We start from the raw sequence: 18,324 nt of genomic DNA, 5'->3' as shown, positions 1-18,324 counted from the left end.
CGGGTGAGATACCCCCCACGGGGACGATCTCCTAAACGGATTGTTATCTGACATACTCTCAACCGTCCCGGCCGCCCGGCCTGGACCGAAACCCCAAGATGTCTGAGAAATCGGAATAGGAGCATCCCTTGAGACCCTCTCTCAGGCGGCCACTCGCTCTCGCGCTCGCGGTGGTAACCGCGAGCGCGACGGCAGCGACGCTGGTCGCCGCGCCTCCCGTTGCCGCCCAAACGGCCGACGACACCGTTCCCCCGGGGTCGGGTTCGTCCGAGACGACGACCGACACCGAAATCGACGACGCTCTCGACGAAGCCGCTTCCACCGGCCAGGACGTCGAGATCGAGTCCCTGTCCAGCCCCGACTCCGACGTGTTCGCCACGCCCGACGGCGTGTTCGCCGAAGAGGTGGCATTGGAACCTTTCCAGGCGCAACAGGACGACGGCAGCTGGGCCCCGATCGACAACACCCTGGTCGCTTCGGGCAACGGCGCCTTCGTTCCCACGAACAACGACTCGGGTCTGGAGGTCTCCGACGGGGGCGACACCGTCATCGCGAAGACGACGGACGTCCACGGCCGCAGCGTCGCCTACACATGGCACGAGAACCTTCCGACTCCTGAGGTCACCGGCGATACGGCCGTTTTCCCCGAAATCGTCCCCGGCGTCGACTTGAAGGTCAAAGCCACTGACGACGGCTTCTCCAAGGTCTTCGAAGTCAAGACTCCCGAAGCCGCCGCCTCGCCCGAGGTCGCGAATCTGAGCATGGGTTTGGAGCTCGACGGGTACACCGCCGCGATCGGCGAGACCGGCGCACTGGAGATCAACGACTTCGCCGGCAATGTCGTCGCAGGCGGTCCGACCCCGATCATGTGGGACTCGACCCCGCCCGACGAGGGTGTGGGCGACTCGACGACCACCGAGTGGTCGCCGACGACGTTCGCCGTCTCCGCCGACGTCGCCCTGGCGTACACAGACGGGCAGCTGACCCTCACTCCCGACGCGGAGATGCTGGCGGACCCCGACGCGGTCTACCCGATCCGCATCGACCCCAAGCAGGTCGCCGTAGGGAGGTCGGCCTGGGCCATGGTGTCGGACTACTACTCCTACCGGAACCGCAACTACTACAACGGCGGTTCGTTCGAGAAGGACCCCAACGGCACGGCACGCCTAGGCCGCGCCTACGACTACAACGTGGGCATGGAGCAAACCTGGCGACTAGCGTTCGAGTTCGACACCGCGCGCTTCCGAGGCCGCGACATCCTGGACGCGGACCTGCGCCTGACCATGACGTACTCATGGATGCGCAGCTGCGACGGAATCTCCGCCACCGCGGACATCTACGAGCTGGACGCCAATCTGCGCAAGATGACGTGGAACAACCAGGGCAGCTGGGGTTCCAAGATCGCCTCTCGCGATGAGGGGATCGCATCTGGTTGCGGCGCCCCGCGACAGCTCTGGACCGACGTGACCGGTTATGTGTCCGACACCGCCGGGACGAAGGACCGCAAGATCCAGTTCGGACTCAAATCCTCGTCGGAGTCGTGCGGGACTCACTGCCCGAGCTTCCGGCGCTTCGGCCCGGAGAAGACGAAGGACGACAACGGTGGAGTGTACCTGCGCGTCAAGTACAATACCCCGCCGAACAAGCCCGGTTCGTTCACTATCGATGGGCAGTCCTGCCGCCCCGGTACGACGGTCAAACTCGGAGCCGCCGCCGCTTGGACGGTGACGGCGAAGCTGACCGACGACGAGGGTGACAACATGGACGGTGTTCTCAAGTGGACCGACAATGACAGCGGTTCCTCAAAGACCTGGAACACCGCCGGCGCCGACCGTGAGCGCGCCACCTGGTCAGTTCATCGGGACGGGATCTCCGGGCAGTCGTACCGGGCGACGGTCTCCGCGAAGGACGGCCGTGCCACCGGTTCCAGTTCCGGCGGTTGCACCGTGCTAGTGGACACGACGCCGCCGGAGAAGCCCACGGTGACTTCCACCGACTACCCGTCCGATGGTGATCCGCACGGTTCGGTCGGCAAGACCGGACGGTTCACACTCGAGTCGACCAGTTCCGACACGGCCGGATACTACTGGAGCCTGCAGGACGCCACCGGGGACAACGAAGTACCCGTCTCAACTCCGGGCAGAGCGGCCACCATAGCGTTCGACCCACCGACCGACGGGCCGCTCACACTGAGCACCTGGGCTTACGACGCGCATGGGAACGTGTCGGACAAGACGACGTACAACTTCAGCGTCAACCCAGCATCGTCACCCATCGCACATTGGAAGCTCGACGAGACCGAGGGGGAGACCGCGCCGGACTGGGCGTACCCCGGCAACGCAGATGACGTCGATCTGCCGCTGGCGGTCTCGGGCGCGGAATGGAGCGGTGGCAATGCCGCCGACGCCGCCGAGGACCACCTCAACTACCTGACCTTCGACGGCAGAGACGAGGCGACGACCGACGGCCCGGCCGTTCGGACCGACTCTTCGTACACCGTGTCGGCGTGGGTGAGGATCCACCAGACCGACACCGACTACACGATCGTGTCGCAGGACGGCAATGTCAACTCGGCGTTCATGTTGAAGTACGACGGCGAGAGCCACGAGTTCCTCATGGTGGCCTCCAACAAGGACAGCACCGAGACAGGTCTGTCCTTTCCCTCGGCGGGTTCCGAGGTCAATGTGGAGGCCGGCGTCTGGTATCACGTGACCGGAGTGTTCGGGTACAACGCTCAGCAACTGAGCCTGTACGTCAACGGGCAGCTGCAGAACACGGCGTCCTTCTCGGACTCGTGGAACTCCACGGGTTCGTTCGTTGTGGGACGCGATCTCTACGGCGGCAATGAGTCCACTCACTTCGCCGGCGACGTCGACGATGTGAAGGTCTGGGACCGCACCGTGTTCCGCGGCGAGGTCGAACGCCTCGGTCAGCACGCCAAAGGTATCTGGGACTTCGAGGGCATCAGCGCCGGATACTACGACGACAAGTCGGGCAACGGGCCTCGACTGTACGGCGACAATATCGAGATCGCCGAGGGTTACACCGGACAGGCGGCCATGATGGACGGTTCAACGTCCACGCTCACCACCGAGTCGAAGGTCATCGACACTTCGGGGGACTTCACCATCGGAGCGTGGGCGCGTTTGGACCGCGACGGCACGACCGCGAACGTCCTCAGCCAGGACGGCGACTACATCAGTCCGTTCTACTTCGGTTACCACGGGGGAGGAAACGCTTGGAGTTTCCGCTCCACCGCGACGGACGGGACCGGCTACACATGGAATCAGAAGGTCGACGCCGACACCCCCGTACGTGTCGGTGAATGGACTCACCTCGCCGTCGTCTACCGTGCCGAAGGCGGTACCGTCGACTTCTATGTCAATGGCAACCCCGCAGGGCACGGGGAGGACATCGACCTCTGGGCTTCGACCGGAAACCTCCGCGTCGGATCGGTCCTCCACAAAGGCGGCGTCGTAGACCATTGGCCCGGCTTGATCGACGACGTCAATATCAATACGGGGGCCTTCGACGACCAACAGGTGAAGGCCCTGGCCGACATCAGCGAGCGTGAGACCCGCAGCGAGCTCGTCACCGGCGACTTCAACGGGGACGGCTATGTCGACGCGCTGGCCGTGGTCGACGACAGCTCCGACTATTCCGACGTCTTCATGTTGGAAGGCAATGCCGAAGGCGGGTTCACCCGGCGATCCGACGAGGTGTTCGAATCGGACGACTACAACCTTCCGGAAGTCAGGGACTGGTACCTCGATGACGCCGTCTGGCGTTCCGGCGACGTGAACGGTGACGGCCGGGACGATCTCATCGTCGCGGTTCCCGAGGACGCAGGGTTCGAGGTATGGGCGATTCCCGCTTGCAGCCCGCGCGATCGGGTCTGCCGCCAGAACGCAGCGGTGTTCGCACAGTCGGGCATTGCAGCGGCATCACTGAACGCGAAAGACGGATGGGAACTGTCCGACACTCAGATACAGGTCGGCGACGTTACCGGCGACCAGCATGACGACCTCGTGATGCTCCGCGGCGACGGTCGATTCGACTACTCTGTGTGGACTGCGGAATTCGTCCAGGACCGGAGAAACGCCGGCTTCGGCGCACCGACTCAGGTCGCTTCCGAAAGCGGTGACTCGCGCACGATCGAACTGGCGGTCGCCGATTTCGACGGTGACTGGCGCGGCGATATCGCGGAGATCCGCACAGGTTCCGACGGCAACGCCGAAGTGTACGTTCGCTACGGCTCTGGCACGGGAATGGAAGCGCCGAAGCTCGCCTTCGACTCCTCAGGCGGATGGTTCACCCACCGCGACCACGTCACGATTGCCGATGTCTCCGGGGACGGACTTCCCGACATCGTCGCGTCCTACCGTTTCGACGCCAGAGTGCGCCTGCAAGTGGCAGTGGCCGAGCCGAACCGGGGCGGTTTCAAGAACAGCTCCGGTTGGGACCATAGCGCCCGTTGCACCGGATGCGCGTCAGACTTGACCCAGTGGCCCCATGTGCGGCTCGCCGGCGGGGATATCGACAACGACGGTAAGGAGGACCTGTTCACCCTTCGCGCCGGAATCGGCGGCGAAATCGGTGCGCTGTGGACGAGAAAGTCGAACGGCGACGGTTTCGCCGACGCTACGCCGACCTGGGCCGACCCGACGACCTGCTTCGGTGCCGACGGAGACGTCAACGGGGACGGGTATCGCGACGCAGTTCTTCCGAATCCTTCCCAAACTGTCGACGGGCAGGCGGACGCCGGAGCCATTTGGTTCGTAGACGGAGCCACGCAGAAAATCTCTCTCATCCATGCGAATTCGGCTGGAATCAACGGTGTTTCCGAAGCAGGAGATCTGTTCGGTCACGCCGTCGACACCTATGATTCCGACGGCGACGGCTGCGCGGAGATCGTCGTCGGAATACCCGGCGAGAACTCGGATACCGGCTACACGCAGATCCTGCCGGGTTCTCGTGACGGTATCGATACCGCCTCCGATCTCATGATCAGCCAGAATACCTCCGGATATCCCGGAGCGGCCGAGTCCGGAGACAAGTTTGGCTGGTCGGTGGCGGCCACTAACACCGCCCACGGAACACCCATCCTGGTGATCGGAGCTCCCGGCGAAGATGTCCAGACCGATACGACCGGTGCTTACCGGGATGGCGACGCCCGAGTTTCCGAGGTCACCGACGGCGGTGCGCTCATCTATGTCAAGGGTGACCGCAAGGCATGGGTCGACCAGAACTCTCCCGGAGTCGGTGGCGGAGTCGAAACCGGCGATCAATTCGGATGGGACATCGACGCTTCTCCCACTCATTTCATAGTAGGAGTTCCCTTCGAGGACGGCGGCGCCGACCAGATCAACGAATCCGGTGGCGCTCTCTTGTTCAACCACTACACTTCGAAGCAGAACCGTCCCAATTTCAAAGAATGGTATGACCAGGACGACGCCTACATGCCCGGCGGTCTGGAATCCAGCGACCGCATCGGATACAGCGTCGCCATCGAGGATTACTGGCCAGAGGGAGAAGGCCCTTGGAAGTATGCGACGAAAATCGCCGTATCGACTCCGTGGGAGGATCTCAGCGGATTCGACAACGCCGGAGTGGTCACTCTCCTGGACAGGAATTCCGCAGGCACTACGACTCTGGCGGAACACTACAGCCAGGGTTCCGCGTTGGGCGAAGCGAAGGAGGATTTCGACCATATCGGGACCAGTGTCGAGCTAGTCAACATGGATGATTCGGTGGTCTCTACAAATGCCACATTGAAGTTGGCCGTCGGGGTTCCCGACGAGAATTTCGCCACCGCCGACGACGACGGCCTGGTTCACGTTACCGGTGCGGCGGCGCCTGGCCATGGTAAGGACACCGTGGTGACATATTCCGACGCGAACAACAACGGCAGTTTCGGAGCGGGGATCGCCTGTCTGCCGACCGGGCTTTTCGCCACAGCGCTGGGCGACAATTCCGTGTACTCCCTGGACTGGGCCGACGCGAAGGAGGGAACGACGCAGACAGCGGTGTCCGCTGGTACCGCTTAACGTACAAATTAATATTTGAAGCCGTCGCGGTTTTCATCGCGGCGGCTTCATTCGTTCGCTTATGAATATCGTCCGGCCGAGTTCAATCGGACGTTGCGGTCCCCGGAGGCAGGTCGAACTCGCCGTCGTCCTTCCCCTCGACGAAGGCCGTCCACTCCTCGGGCGTGTAGATCAGGAGATCGCCATCGGGCTCTTCGGCCAGTCTCAGCGCGACCAGGCCGTTCTCGGCGAACCCGATCTCGAACGCGCCGGGCTCGCCGTCGTCCTTCAACGGCCTCTCCCATCGGGCCTCGGCAGTGTCGAACTGCCCTTTCAGCGGGTGCTCTCTCGTCGTCATGGCCGTATTCTACCGCCGCTCCCCGTGCAGAGAATCCCCCGAAAAGGCTGACCGTCCGCGCAAGGTTCGAATGGCGGAAACATCCTTGTCCCGTACGGGCTGGGACCGCGGCGTTATCTCCGCTTCACACTCGGCCGCATCCACATGCCGACCTGATCGGCACCGAAACCCGGTCCTGCGTCAACGTCGAGAACGGACGAAACGGTCGATGGCCTCTACGCTCGCCACCGCCGCGTCGCCTTTCCCGTACGGGAAGTACCCTTCTCTGACCGCGGGATCCGGCGTCCTCGTCAAGAGAGACTCCCACTGGGAAGTGGACACGGAGGACGCGTCCGGCACCAGGACGTTCCACTCGCCGGTCAGCGTCTCGCCCCATTCGGTCTCCGTACGAACGGTGATGCAAGGCGTGTCGAGGAGGAAGCACTCCTTCTGCAGACCCCCGGAATCGGTCACCACGGACCGTGCTCCCGACACCGCCGCCACCATGTCCGCATAACCGAGTGGTTCGACGAGGCGCAGCGAGCCCCTGTCGAGGGCGACTCCGGCCTGCTCCGCCTTCGCCCGCAGCCGGGGATGGACGGGAAGCACCACAGGCAGTGGCGACGTGGCCAGCTTGTCGACCACGGCGGCCAGCCGGGCGGGATCGTCGGTCGTCTCCGCGCGGTGAATAGTGGAGAGGACGTACTCCCCGGGCACGACGCCGAGCGCTGCGGCGACGGCCGCCGAATCCGCGCCCTGGGCGGTGGCGAGGCACACATCGGTCATTACGTCGCCGGTCAGAACGGTCCGCTCGGCAAGCCCCTCGTTGCCGAGGTTCTCCACAGCGGCTTCAGTCGGGGCGAGGAGGAGGTCCGAGGCGTGGTCGCTCAACACCCTGTTGTGCTCCTCCGGCATGGCCCGGTTGTGCGACCTCAGGCCGGCCTCGAGGTGGGCCACCGGAACATGGATCTTGACAGCGGCCAGGGCCGCGGCGAGAGTCGAGTTGGTGTCCCCGTAAACGAGGACGCAATCCGGCTCGAACCGGCCGAACTCCCTCTCCAGGCCGGTCATCATGGCCCCGGTCTGCGCGGCGTGCGACCCGGATCCCACATCGAGGTTCACGGTCGGCGCCGGAATCGACAGGCCCTGGAAGAACACGTCCGACATCCTGTGATCGTAATGCTGCCCGGTGTGGACGATGATGTGGTCCACACCTCGCTTCTCCGCCGCCGCCGCGATCGGAGCCAGTTTGACGAACTGCGGACGGGCGCCTACTACGCTGATCAACCTCATGGGGGCACTTCCGTTTGAAGGGGTCAGGGCACTGCACCATAAGATAACCCCCGGACCCCGAACGCACGCTTGTGCCGGAGGCGCGTGTGACCAGTGTGATCCCCCGGCGTGCTCGCTTCAACGGACCGCTCTCCGCATCCTGGCTCACATGACGCTGCCTGCTAGAATCCTCCCTAGCCCGGCATGAGCCGCATTCCCCGCGATATTCCGACACGCTCCCGGAGATCCGCCCCGACGAAGCGCCGTCGACATCCGCACAGGACGACACAGCCCCGCCCAGGAGAGCCGCATGACAGCCGTTGACTTCCCATCAGCCTCCGACCGGACCCCTCTGATCGGTGACGCTCCCCGGTTGACGACTGAGATCTCACGGATCTGGTCGGAGTTCGGACGGGAGGCCGTCTACAAGACCGGAATCAGGACCAGATCGCACCAGCTGACGGACTGTCTCGAGGACCTCGCTGCCGAGTTCGACGAGGGCGGTACCCGCCACGGGATCCCCCGCCAATCCGGCGGAGGCGGCCGTGCCTCGGCCGAAGTCCGCCTCGTCCTGGGGTGCTTGTACGCGCGGAGGGGCCTGTTCGAAGAGGCGCGCTCCGCCTTCAACCGCGCCGCGTCGGCCGTCGATATCCGGGAATGGAGCGTCGACGAGCACTTCTACTACGGCACGAGTGCCCTGCAGACCTCCGGATCACTTCCGGACGGGCTCTTGGACGCCATGAGGCAGGGCGACTTCCGACGAGAGGCCCTGGCGACGGACGCGGTACACCCGGACTTCGGCGGCGAGCCCGGTCCGTGGTTGGCGAGGTTCGAAGAGTTCTGCGGCTGGACGGGGCTGGAACTTCGCGAAGGGGACGATGCGCCCGCGATCGACCGGTTGACCTTCGCCCCGGCCCCGGAGAGGCGGCACCCCTCGCTCATCTCCATCATCATGACCACCTACAACCCGACCGAAGAACTGCACACGGCCATCGACTCCATCCGACGGCAGACGTGGACCAACTGGGAACTCATCGTGGTCGACGACCACTCCGACCCCTCCTGCCATGAACTGCTCCGCTCCATCGCCGCCGATGACCCCCGCGTGCGGCTGCACCTCCTCCCTGAGAACGGGGGAACCTATCGCGCACGCAACGTGGGGCTCTCCCTCGCGCAGGGAGAGTTCACCACGGGCTTCGACTCGGACGACGTCGCCTCCAACCGCTGGCTCGAGGAGCAGGTGGAACCGCTTCTCCACGATGAGTCCCTGGTGATGACGTCGTCGAGCTGCTACCGGGTGACCGAGGACCTGCGTGCGACGGGAACAGGGAGGCCCGTCCGGGGCCCGCGCTCCACCTCGGTCCTCTTCCGGACCGAGGAGGTTCGGCAGAGGCTCGGCTTCTTCGACACCGTGCGGAAGGGAGCCGACACCGAAATCCACGAACGCATTCGGGCCGCCTTCGGAAGGGGGTCGACGAAGTTCCTCAAGAACAGCATCCACACTCTGGTCCGCCTCCAGTCCGGCACCTTGACCTCGCAGGAGATCTACGGAGGGTGGAAGCACGCGGCGCGCACGGCCTACCAATCCTCACACCACCAGTGGCGCAAGAGGATCCGTAAGGGGGAGGCCTCGCCCTTCCTGCCCGCCCATCAGACCGAGAGGGCCTTCTACGCTCCGCCGCACCACTTCGGGGAGAAGTTCGAAGGCAGCGAGTTCGACCTGCTGGTCGTGGCCGACCTGCGAACGGACACTCCTGAACTGCGGCGGGCGCTGGACGCCCTGCGGGAGGCCGAGGACGGAGAGGCCGTTGGCCTCGTCCACATGGAGAGTCTGCTCCGCCCCACCAAGGACGACGGGGAGTTCTGTCCCGAGGCCGTCGACTTCCTGCATTCCAGCGGCGTGCCGTTCGTCGCCGCGACCACCGCGGCCCGCACCGGCAGGCTGCTCGCGGCGCAACCGGACTTGGTGGACGGCCGCCACGACGAATTCTCCATCGAGTACGCCGAGTTCGCCTTGCTCGAGTCCCCGCCCACCCGCTCCGCAGGTCGGGACGGGGGCGAGTCAACGGAGGCCGAGCCCCGAACCAAGACCGACGGTACGCCCGCACCATCGGAGAACCCGGCCTCGAAGTCGAATCGCAATGAGACCGGGACTACCGCGCGCAGGCCTGGCCTTCGCAAGATGGCACTTCTCGCTCTTTGCATCCTGGGAGCGGGGCTGATCGCCGCCGTGGGGCTGGCCGTTGCCGGATATGCTGCCGTGGCGATCGGCCTGTTCGCGTTCATCGCGGTCCAGCCGCTGGCCGTCGGCGTCCTGCTGCTCGGCGACCGGGGCCATCCGCTGCTTTTGAAGGCGACCTCCAAGATCAAGAACGCCCTCCCCTCCACCGGACAGGGACCCGCATCATGAGACTCTCCCGAAAACTGTTGCTCGCCGAGACCGCCTTGATCGCCATTGCGGTCATCATCGCCTTCATGGCCGTATGGTCCCCCGTCAACGCCGTCGTGGGCGCCGCGGTCGTTCTGGCGGCCGGCACCGCCGGCTGCCTCTTCCGGGCCGGCAGGCTGAAGACCCGACACCGCCTGGAGAAGCTCTGGCACGTCGCTTCACGGCGTCATATTCGCGAAGCGGGCAAGCGAAAGACGCTCAACGGCAAGTACCTTGAGAAGATCGCCGTGGCGGAGACCTGGGTCGAGCACGGCTTCCACTCGCTCGCGGAGAAGCGGTTGAAGGCCATCGAAGAGAGCGAGTGGTCCTTTGAGGAGACCCGCCGCTCCGCCGCCTCGGTGATCGCGTCGATCCCGGATCCGCGAGACCACGCCGAGCCGGAGGAGCGCTTCGACGTCGTCGTGGTCTCGAACTTCAACCTTCCGGGCGGAACCACCGAGAGCAACCGCCAGGAACTCTCCCTCCTGGCCGAGAACGGCGCGAAGGTGGCGGTGGTGCATCACCCGCTGGTCCAGCACTGCGACCGTCCCCTGAACCCCAAGATCGAACAGGTCATAGATCAGTACGGTATCCGCCGGCTCGGACCCGACGATTCGGTGAAGGCCGACATCCTGCTCATGCGGTTCCCGCCCTTCGCCACCACCCTGCGAGACGACCTTCCCCGGATCGACGCCGAGAACCGCGCCCTGGTGGTCAACCAGACGCCCATGACCTACTACTCCTCGGTCGGAGGCCGAAAGAAGCAGTGGGACGTCCAGAACGTGGTGGAGAACCTCGACGCGTGGGCCGGACCGCAGACATGGTTCCCGGTGGGGCCCCAAGTCGCCGAGGCGCTGGCGGAACACCATGCCGACGAGTTCGACCTGGGACGGGTCTCAGCGGACCATTGGTACCCGAGTTTCGACATCGCGGCCGTAGAGCGCAGAAGCGGGTACCGGGACGCCTTCGACCCCGATGACGTAGTGATCGGCCGCCACTCCCGGGACCACTCGTCCAAGTGGCCGGAGCTCGCCAAGCACATCCACGAGTGCTACCCGTCCGGAGAGGGCCATACGGTTCGCGTTCTCGGGGGCGGGAGCACCCCCGAGCGGATCCTCGGACGGATCCCCGTCTCCTGGCAAGTCCTCCCCTTCACTTCCGACCCGGTGGAGTCCTTCCTAGCCGGCCTGGACGTGTACGTCTACTTCCTTCACTCGCAGTACGTCGAGGCCTTCGGACGGGCACCGGTGGAGGCCATGAACTCCGGGGTACCCGTCATCCTGCCGCCGAAGTTCCGCACCCTCTTCGGTGAGGCCGCGCTCTACTGCTCCCCCTCAGAGGTGCGCTCGACCGTCGACGCCCTCAGTTCCGACGAAGGGCTGTACCGACGTCAGCAAGATGCCGGGTACCGCCTGGTCGACGATCTGTTCAGCCACGACGTGCAGTGGAAGAGGTTCGAGAAGCTCGGTCTGAAGACCCGCTGACGCCGTGGGGGTCAGTCGGGCAGAAGGCGGCCGACTCGATTCAGGTAGGACTCGGCGGAGAAGCGCTCCCGGACGGTTCTCCGCCCCGACTCCGACTGTCGGCGGAGCCTCGTCTCATCGCTGACCAGGTCGCGCACCGTTCGTTCCACGGCGGCCGGCTCGCAATAGAGGGCCCCGTCGCCGAAGAGGTCCGCGAACCGCGGTTCCGTCACGACCGGAATACCCCGTGCCATGGCCTCCATCGGCGCGCGTCCGAAAGCCTCTACCGCGTCCTTTCCGATGAAGTAGACCATGACGTCGATGCCGGCGAGGAAGTCGTCGACGTCTTTCTCTCCGAAGCCGTGGACGTTCCAGTTGTCCGGCAGTCCGCCGAGCTTCTCCCGGGCCGCTTCGGCACCGCCGAGGACTTCGATCCGGAAGTCCGGAGCGTCCGGATAGCAGAGGCGCAGGTCCTCGGCAGAGGGCCACTTCCGCTTGTCGTCCCTCGCATGGCGCCCGACGACGATCACGCCGTCTCGGTCCGAACCCCGGTGCGGTGGGAAGTCTCCGGCGACGATGTCGTACCACGGTTCCTCGGCCAGCTCGACGCCGCCGAGGTCTTCGGCATGGTGGCGGCTCATCACCTCGGTGATCGCAGGTCCCACCGAGTACCAGTCAACCTCTCCCGGCCAGCGACGGAGGTTCTCCCTGACCTTCGCCACGTCCCACACCTTGCGCCGCGGACCGTCTTCGCCGTAGTAGCCGTAGGGGCTCTGGTTGACCACCAGGACGGACCTGTCGGAGCGAACGTCGGGCAGAGTGTCCGCCAGACGGTGGAAGCTGGGTGGGAAACGCAGAATCGCCAGCCTCGCCCGGACACTGTCGTGTCGGCCCACGGCGACCACACCGCCGTCGGACTCGATGAAATGGGAGATCTTGGGATTCACGGGCCGTGCGACGTCGAATTTGTAGGCCGGGTGGTGGTAGAGCCCGACTGTGAGGCCCGCTTCGCGGAGCGCCTTGATCTCCTGGACATTGGATTCCGTTGTTCCACCGGGGAGGGACAGGTCCCCCGCGATGAGGACGTCGACATCGCGGTGTGCCGGATCGACCGCCGTTTCGGCCTCGTACCAGGCGACAATGTTCCGCAGGATCGAGAGGCGAAAGTAGGCGGGTTCGTCGTCGCTGCGCGCCATGGCTTTGCCCTTGGCGATCGCGTTCTCGTGGAACCCGTTGAAGAGGCGTCCCTTCCACTCGTCCCGTTCGGCCTTCTTCTCGGGGGTCAGCGGTTCTAGCCGCTGCGGCCGCCCTTGCCCGACGGGATCACGGACGTCGTCTTTCCGGGGACGGCGAGACCGACCCCAGGCGTAGCCGGTCGCGAGTGCCGCCAGGACGGCGGCCGCCGCGACCGCGATGATCGCAATGGTCATATCAGCTCCTCGAGGAGGGGAAGAAGCGGTCGGAAGGCGGCGGAGACGCGGCTCGGAGCGAACCGGCGTCACCGCACGAGGCAGGTCTCCGCGGTCTCCACCAGGCGGCGGAGCGATCGCCTGCGGCTCCATTGAACACCGTGGTCCAGTGCTCGGGCGGTCAGGTCGGGGTCCGGTGACCGGGCCGCGTCGGCGGCCGAGCGCATGGCGGCGGCGACATCGTCGGCCTCCAGGCTCTCCGGTTTGAACCAGAGGGGGTAGTCGCGCAGGAAACGCTCGGCGTCGGATCCCTTCTTGTGAATGGACACCACGGGCTTCCCCGTCGCCATGTACTCGAAGACCTTGCCGGACGTCACGTACTTGGAGCCGCCGGCCAGGAAGAGGAGCACATCCGAGCGCGCATAGACCGAGCTGATCTCCGACTTCGGTATCGGGCCGCGGTACTCGACCGCGGGGTCTCCGCCGGATTCTCCGTCCAGCCCCAGCTTCCGCATCAGTCCGGCGCGGCTGTCCTCGAAGTAGCCGAGGTATCCGTACAGGCGGATGCGCGCTCCGAGTTCGGGATTCGCCCGGCGGAGGGCGTCCAGCCCCGCGCCCATTCGCTTCACCAGATGCTGCCGGGTGAGGGTCCCGACGAACGCGAAGTCGGTGTGCGGACCGGGCTCGCCGTGGCCGGCCTGCGCCTCGGTGTCCAGGTATTCCTCATCCCACCCGTTGAGGACGACGGTCATCCTGTCCGCCGCCTCCGGGTACCGCGCCGCGTACCATTCCCGGATCGGCTCGTTGACGAAGGAGATCCCGGCCGCGCCTTCGACGCAGCGCCGCTCCCACCTGCCATCGGCGGAGTCCTCCGCGTGCGCTTCCTTGCCGGTGAAGAGGTCGAGGGTCCAGGAGTCACGGAAATCGAGGAGGTACGGCGTACCCGTCCTCTCCTTGAACTGCTGGGCGACAGCGAAGGCGGAGTTGGGGTTTCCCGTCGCCAACACCAGATCGAAGGGCCGGCGCGAGTGCTCCCGCAGGCTCTCCTCCAAGACGCGGCGAGCCCAGCCCCAGTACTTCTCCGGGAAGAACCGCGCCTCGAAGCGCCTGTCCGCGCGCTTGCCGAGGCCGGCCCGGACGGACGCGAGAACCGATCCCTCGGACGAGGGCGGCGATACCCTCTTCACCCGCACCGACTCGTCGATACCGGGAACCAGGCTGGGGTCCGTCGAGCCCGCGAGGGAGGCGAAATAGCCTTCGTCCGCGGTCGCCACCGTTACGTCCCACCCGGACTCCGCGAAAAGGTCGGCCGTGGTCTTAGCGCGGTACACGCCGCTGGCCCGCGAAGGCGGGTAGAAGAGCGAGACGTAGAGGAGTCGCGGTCGGGCGCTCACGCCGCATCGTCCTCGAAGCGCGAGGCCAGGAAACCCGACATACGCTGAACGGCCATGGTCCCGTCGTGGTACTGCTTAGCGAACGCGGCGGCGTCCGCCCCGAGGCGGCGTGCCAGGTCCCTGTCGTCCAACAGCTTCTCCAGTCCGGAGCGGACATCGGCCGCCCTGCAGTTGACCAGGGGCGGTTCCACTCCCATCCGGTCCACAGTGTCCCCGTCCACATAGGCGAGGACCGCCTTGCCGGCCGCCATGCCCTCGCACGCGAAGGTCCCATAGGCGCCGATGCTGAACTGGTCGACCACGATGTCGCTTTCCCGCACCGCCCGGACTACCGCATGGTGAGGCTTGCCCTCCATCAACTTCAGCTCGATGGCGCCGCGGCGGTCCATGTCCTCCAGGACCGGGAGGATGGCCTCCGTTCCCTTCGTCCACCGCGCCGACGGCGCGTGCACCACCACGGGGCGTTCCCGCTCGAAGATCTCCCTCTCGTTGCGCCAGCGCTCGTAGTCGACGATCAACGGGAGCCACGTGGCCTGGGGAAGGTCGTCGAGCAGGTCGGGCGTGGTGACGAATACCGGCAGGTCCGCCGCTTCGGCGATGGCACGGTTCTCAGCGCTGATACGCCGCAGAGCCTCCAGCATCTTCGGTTCCGCCGCCTTGAAGAGCGAGTCCGGATGCTTGGCGAGGTGCCGATCGGGGTCCCGCGCTTCGCTGCCGTGCACGAGCAGGGCCACCTGCTTCTTCGCCATGCGCAGCGCGGGAAGGTCCGCGGCGATGTCCTTGCCGTTGAGCCAGCCCAGGACGGGTCGGAACGCGTCGGATACGACGTGGGTACTCCAGCCGAGTACGGCCTCGACCTGTTCGACCTTCGTCTTGGCCTTCGACTGGCTGAAGTGCTCGATCTCCACGTCTGCCGCGTAGCGGATCACCCGCGCCTTGGTCGAGGCGACCGCCACCTTGGAACTCACGTCGGGGCGGGTCGCCCCCAGCGATCCGGCCAATCCGGTGAGCTGTCCGGCGAAGTTCGCCGTTCCCATCCACAACCGCACATCGTTCCCCGGCGTGGTCGGCCAGGGCGTCGTGGTGCCGTAACGGCGACGTTCGGCGAACTTGAGCGTCTTGAATCCACCTGTCAGCGCCTTCGAAACGGCCCGTGAGAGGGAGTGCTCGGATTCGGGCAGGCATTTGACGCCGATGGACTTCTTGACCGCGAACCGGGAGAGCGCCTTGTCTCCGCCCACGATCAGCGGCAGTCCGGTGGACACCACCTTGACGAAGTTCTCCGGCGCCCTGACCTCGTCGCCGTTCTTGCCTCGGATCACCATGGCCACGGACTTGACATGATCGTCCGAGGCGAATCCGTCGGTGTCTAGGTCCACCTTGCGAAAACGGTCATCGAGGCCCCTGGAATGCAGCAGCGCGGCAAGTCGGGGTAGGTCGGAGGTCGCCGCGAGGCTGAGACCGGGGTGGGACTCGAGGAGATCGCCGAGTGCGGTGTCTCCGGAGGCGGGAAGGTCTTCCAGCAGCAGGATTCGGGCGACGGCGTCTTCTGGGAGCAGAGCCGGCTCCTTGCTCCCCTTCTTGCCCTTGGACTTCGACTTCGCAACGGATGCGCCGGCGGCCTTCGCGGGAGCCGCGTCCAGCTTCCTTCCGATCGCGGAGTAGAGGTCGGCGTATTCCCGTGCCTGGTGGTCCCAACTGAATTGGTCCAGGATCTCTTGCGGGACGGGTCCTTGCGCCTGCGACGGTTCGAGGACGCGTGTCATGGTCGCGGCAAGAGAGTCGCTGTCGCGGGGGGCGAAGGTGTCCCCGATACCGTGCGTCCTCACGAACGCGCCGGAGGTGGGCAGGTCCGGAACAATGACGGTAATGCCGGCGTGGGCGTACTCGAACAGCTTGTTCGGCAATGCCAGTTTGTGGTTGAGCTGGGTGTCCACGAGTGAGACGATTCCCGCGTCGGCCGTCCGCAGGTAGTGCTGGACGGTTTCCGAGGGGACGAAGGGCAGGAAGTGCACGCGTCGCGAAACGCCGAGTTCCTGCGCCTGCTTCCGCAGTTCCATGACGTACGGAGCCGTCATGGAACCGAGTACCAGCGCCAGGTGGACGTGCCGGGGAGTCTTTGCGAGAGCGTCGACGATGACGTCCAGACGCCTCTCCGGTGCGGCTCCTCCCGAGTACACGACCAGGCGCTCCTCGTCCTCGAGGTCGCAGTGCGTCCGGATATTGTCGAACTCCAGGGACTCCACCACCTCGTCAGGGGCCTTCCTCGGCGGAGTGTTCAGGACGACCTTCGGGAGGTACCGGAGCCCGTAGTGCTTCTTCAGCGCCACGGCGATGTCGGGAGATACCGTGACGACATCGTCGACCCGACCGATATAGCGCTTCTCGTACGAAGTGAGCGCCGTGTACTTGGCGGGCGCGAAATCTCCGACACCGGGCATGAACTCGTGGCTGTCGTATACGACGGGGACTTCCCTGCCCCGGGCCCGGAAGAAGTCCGCGCAGCGGACGGCGATTCCCAGCGGATAGATGTCATGGGCGTGAATCGCATCGGGGGCGAGATCGATGACGAGCTCTCTCATCCCGGCCTCGATGCGCTGCGCCACGGGATCGAGATACCGCCAAATAGTGGTGGGGCGCAGTAGCCTCCCGACTCCGATCTCGAGGCGCTCCCGGAAGTCGGCGTCCCTGGGAGTCGTACCGCTCCCATTCTCGGTGGCTGAAATGCGTTTCTCGAGCCAAGCCCGGTGGATCTTTCCCGCGAGTCTTCCCGCCATTGATCCAGGGAGGAAACGGCGCACTCCACGGTATCGTCCGAGCAATTCCGAATGGTGCGCCCAAGCGAACCGGAGCCGCGACTCCGCGAGTTTTCGTTCATTCGTAGAGGCGTAAGACAGCCAATTCCTCTTGCCTTTGTTCCGCACCGACCACCGCAAGTCCGGATACGGGGGGATGGCGACGCGGTGCACCGTGAAATCACCATATGAAAAAGTTTCATACTTTGAGTCGGGCGACGACCCGACCAGGTGAACGTCCCATCCTTCCTCGGCCATGGTCTGCGCCGACTTGAGGACCCTCGAGTCCCCGATCACCTTATTGGCGACCATCATGACAAGACGGCGTTTAGCGCGAGCGGGCAATTTCGGCTCCTCCGGGGTCAAGGGATTCGTCCGCCGTTCTCCTGGAGGGCCGTTCGCGAAATCGGGCTGAACGAGGGTATACGGCCGCCGCATAACGGAGAAATCCGACAGAACAGGCACATGAAAGCCGAAAGGTCGCGCTGGTGACCCAGGCGACGACCGGTACGGCTTTCACCACCTATTCTAACCGTATGATGTCCGACACTGCTATTCAGGCGCGAGCCCGTCCTGGCCGCGAAGGCTCTCCTACGCCTGCAGCGGGTCGTTCCACTCGCCGCCGAACTCGATGCCCGCCAGCAGTTCCGGACAGGCGCGCTCGACCTGCTCGTAGTTGTCCTTCCACTGGCAGGAGGCGTAGACCATCTGCGTCTCGGAGAAGATGAAGTACTCACGCTGCTTCAGCTGGTCGTCGCCATCGCCGGAGCGCCCGAACCGGTAGATTCCGTGCTTGCCGTTGACCAGTGCCCCGTCCGCGGCGGACGTGTAGGTGAAGCCGTTGCCTCCGTCGGTGAGGCTCGTGGCCAGTTCCCTCTGCAGGGCGATGGTCGAGGTGTCCGTGCCTTCCGGAAGGACGAAGGATGAGATCTCAAGGCGGTCCTCGCCCTTGCCTCCGGCGACCTCGAAACGCTGGGTGGCGGACTCCTCGTAGTACGGGAAGTCGGGCTCAGCGCCCTCCGCCTCGACGAAGCCGGCCGGCGCCTCGGCGGACACCGGCAGGATCTCGTAGACCGGAGCCGCTTCGGACGACGAGTCCTCCGAGGGGTCCTGGTTGCTGTCATCTTTGTCGCCGTCGCCGTTTCCGCAGGCGGCGAGCAGCAACAGGGGGGTGACGAGGAAAGCGAGTCGTTTCACCAT

At 65.3% G+C, this 18,324-nt stretch carries 9 protein-coding genes; 3 read left to right on the top strand and 6 right to left on the bottom strand.

The annotated features are described in order from the left end of the window. Window positions 1-128 precede the first annotated feature (128 nt). Window positions 129-6,047 (top strand): LamG-like jellyroll fold domain-containing protein, encoded by a 5,919-nt coding sequence (locus ACFTE1_RS01170; protein WP_380619993.1) that lies wholly within the window; start codon window positions 129-131, stop codon window positions 6,045-6,047. Window positions 6,048-6,129: 82 nt separating this feature from the next. Here ACFTE1_RS01170 and ACFTE1_RS01165 read toward each other — a convergent pair whose 3' ends face one another. Together ACFTE1_RS01165 and wecB are read right to left on the bottom strand one after the other, a co-directional pair. Beyond that, the gene (locus tag ACFTE1_RS01165; protein ID WP_380619991.1) at window positions 6,130-6,384 is read right to left on the bottom strand and encodes a DUF397 domain-containing protein; all 255 of its coding nucleotides are present in this window, start codon (window positions 6,382-6,384) and stop codon (window positions 6,130-6,132) included. Window positions 6,385-6,564: 180 nt separating this feature from the next. Further along, a complete protein-coding gene (wecB, locus tag ACFTE1_RS01160) occupies window positions 6,565-7,656 on the bottom strand; it encodes a non-hydrolyzing UDP-N-acetylglucosamine 2-epimerase (RefSeq protein ID WP_380619988.1) in 1,092 nt (363 codons plus the stop codon). Between the two features lie 289 nt (window positions 7,657-7,945). Between wecB and ACFTE1_RS01155 the strand changes: the two genes are divergently transcribed. Then, window positions 7,946-10,045 (top strand): glycosyltransferase family 2 protein, encoded by a 2,100-nt coding sequence (locus ACFTE1_RS01155; protein ID WP_380619985.1) that lies wholly within the window; start codon window positions 7,946-7,948, stop codon window positions 10,043-10,045. Then, window positions 10,042-11,547 carry a glycosyltransferase gene (locus tag ACFTE1_RS01150; protein WP_380619982.1) on the top strand — a complete coding sequence of 502 codons (1,506 nt, stop codon included), beginning with the start codon at window positions 10,042-10,044 and terminating at the stop codon, window positions 11,545-11,547. Before ACFTE1_RS01155 ends, ACFTE1_RS01150 begins: the two co-directional genes overlap by 4 nt. 11 nt (window positions 11,548-11,558) lie before the next feature. Here ACFTE1_RS01150 and ACFTE1_RS01145 read toward each other — a convergent pair whose 3' ends face one another. From ACFTE1_RS01145 to ACFTE1_RS01130, 4 genes are all read right to left on the bottom strand, one after another. Beyond that, window positions 11,559-12,956, bottom strand: coding sequence for a glycosyltransferase (locus tag ACFTE1_RS01145; protein WP_380619979.1), 1,398 nt, complete (start codon window positions 12,954-12,956; stop codon window positions 11,559-11,561). A gap of 68 nt (window positions 12,957-13,024) precedes the next feature. Beyond that, entirely contained in the window at window positions 13,025-14,329 is a 1,305-nt protein-coding gene (locus ACFTE1_RS01140) for a glycosyltransferase (RefSeq protein ID WP_380619977.1), read from the bottom strand. Beyond that, window positions 14,326-17,106 (bottom strand): glycosyltransferase, encoded by a 2,781-nt coding sequence (locus ACFTE1_RS01135; RefSeq protein WP_380619975.1) that lies wholly within the window; start codon window positions 17,104-17,106, stop codon window positions 14,326-14,328. The genes ACFTE1_RS01140 and ACFTE1_RS01135 overlap by 4 nt, the downstream gene beginning before the upstream one ends. Window positions 17,107-17,715: 609 nt before the next feature. Then, a complete protein-coding gene (locus ACFTE1_RS01130) occupies window positions 17,716-18,321 on the bottom strand; it encodes a hypothetical protein (RefSeq protein WP_380619972.1) in 606 nt (201 codons plus the stop codon). Window positions 18,322-18,324: the final 3 nt, after the last annotated feature.

Source organism: Salininema proteolyticum (assembly GCF_042685645.1).
GTDB lineage: Bacteria > Actinomycetota > Actinomycetes > Mycobacteriales > Micromonosporaceae > Salininema > Salininema proteolyticum.
Note: the sequence above shows the minus strand (reverse complement) of the source record. Positions and strands in the feature narration are given on the sequence as shown.

What these genes read in the sequence shown, in the direction of transcription:
- ACFTE1_RS01165 (WP_380619991.1), bottom strand. Translation starts at nt 6,384, where the DNA reads ATGACGACGAGAGAGCACCCGCTGAAAGGGCAGTTCGACACTGCCGAG.
- wecB (WP_380619988.1), bottom strand. Translation starts at nt 7,656, where the DNA reads ATGAGGTTGATCAGCGTAGTAGGCGCCCGTCCGCAGTTCGTCAAACTG.
- ACFTE1_RS01155 (WP_380619985.1), top strand. Translation starts at nt 7,946, where the DNA reads ATGACAGCCGTTGACTTCCCATCAGCCTCCGACCGGACCCCTCTGATC.
- ACFTE1_RS01150 (WP_380619982.1), top strand. Translation starts at nt 10,042, where the DNA reads ATGAGACTCTCCCGAAAACTGTTGCTCGCCGAGACCGCCTTGATCGCC.
- ACFTE1_RS01145 (WP_380619979.1), bottom strand. Translation starts at nt 12,956, where the DNA reads ATGACCATTGCGATCATCGCGGTCGCGGCGGCCGCCGTCCTGGCGGCA.
- ACFTE1_RS01135 (WP_380619975.1), bottom strand. Translation starts at nt 17,106, where the DNA reads ATGGCGGGAAGACTCGCGGGAAAGATCCACCGGGCTTGGCTCGAGAAA.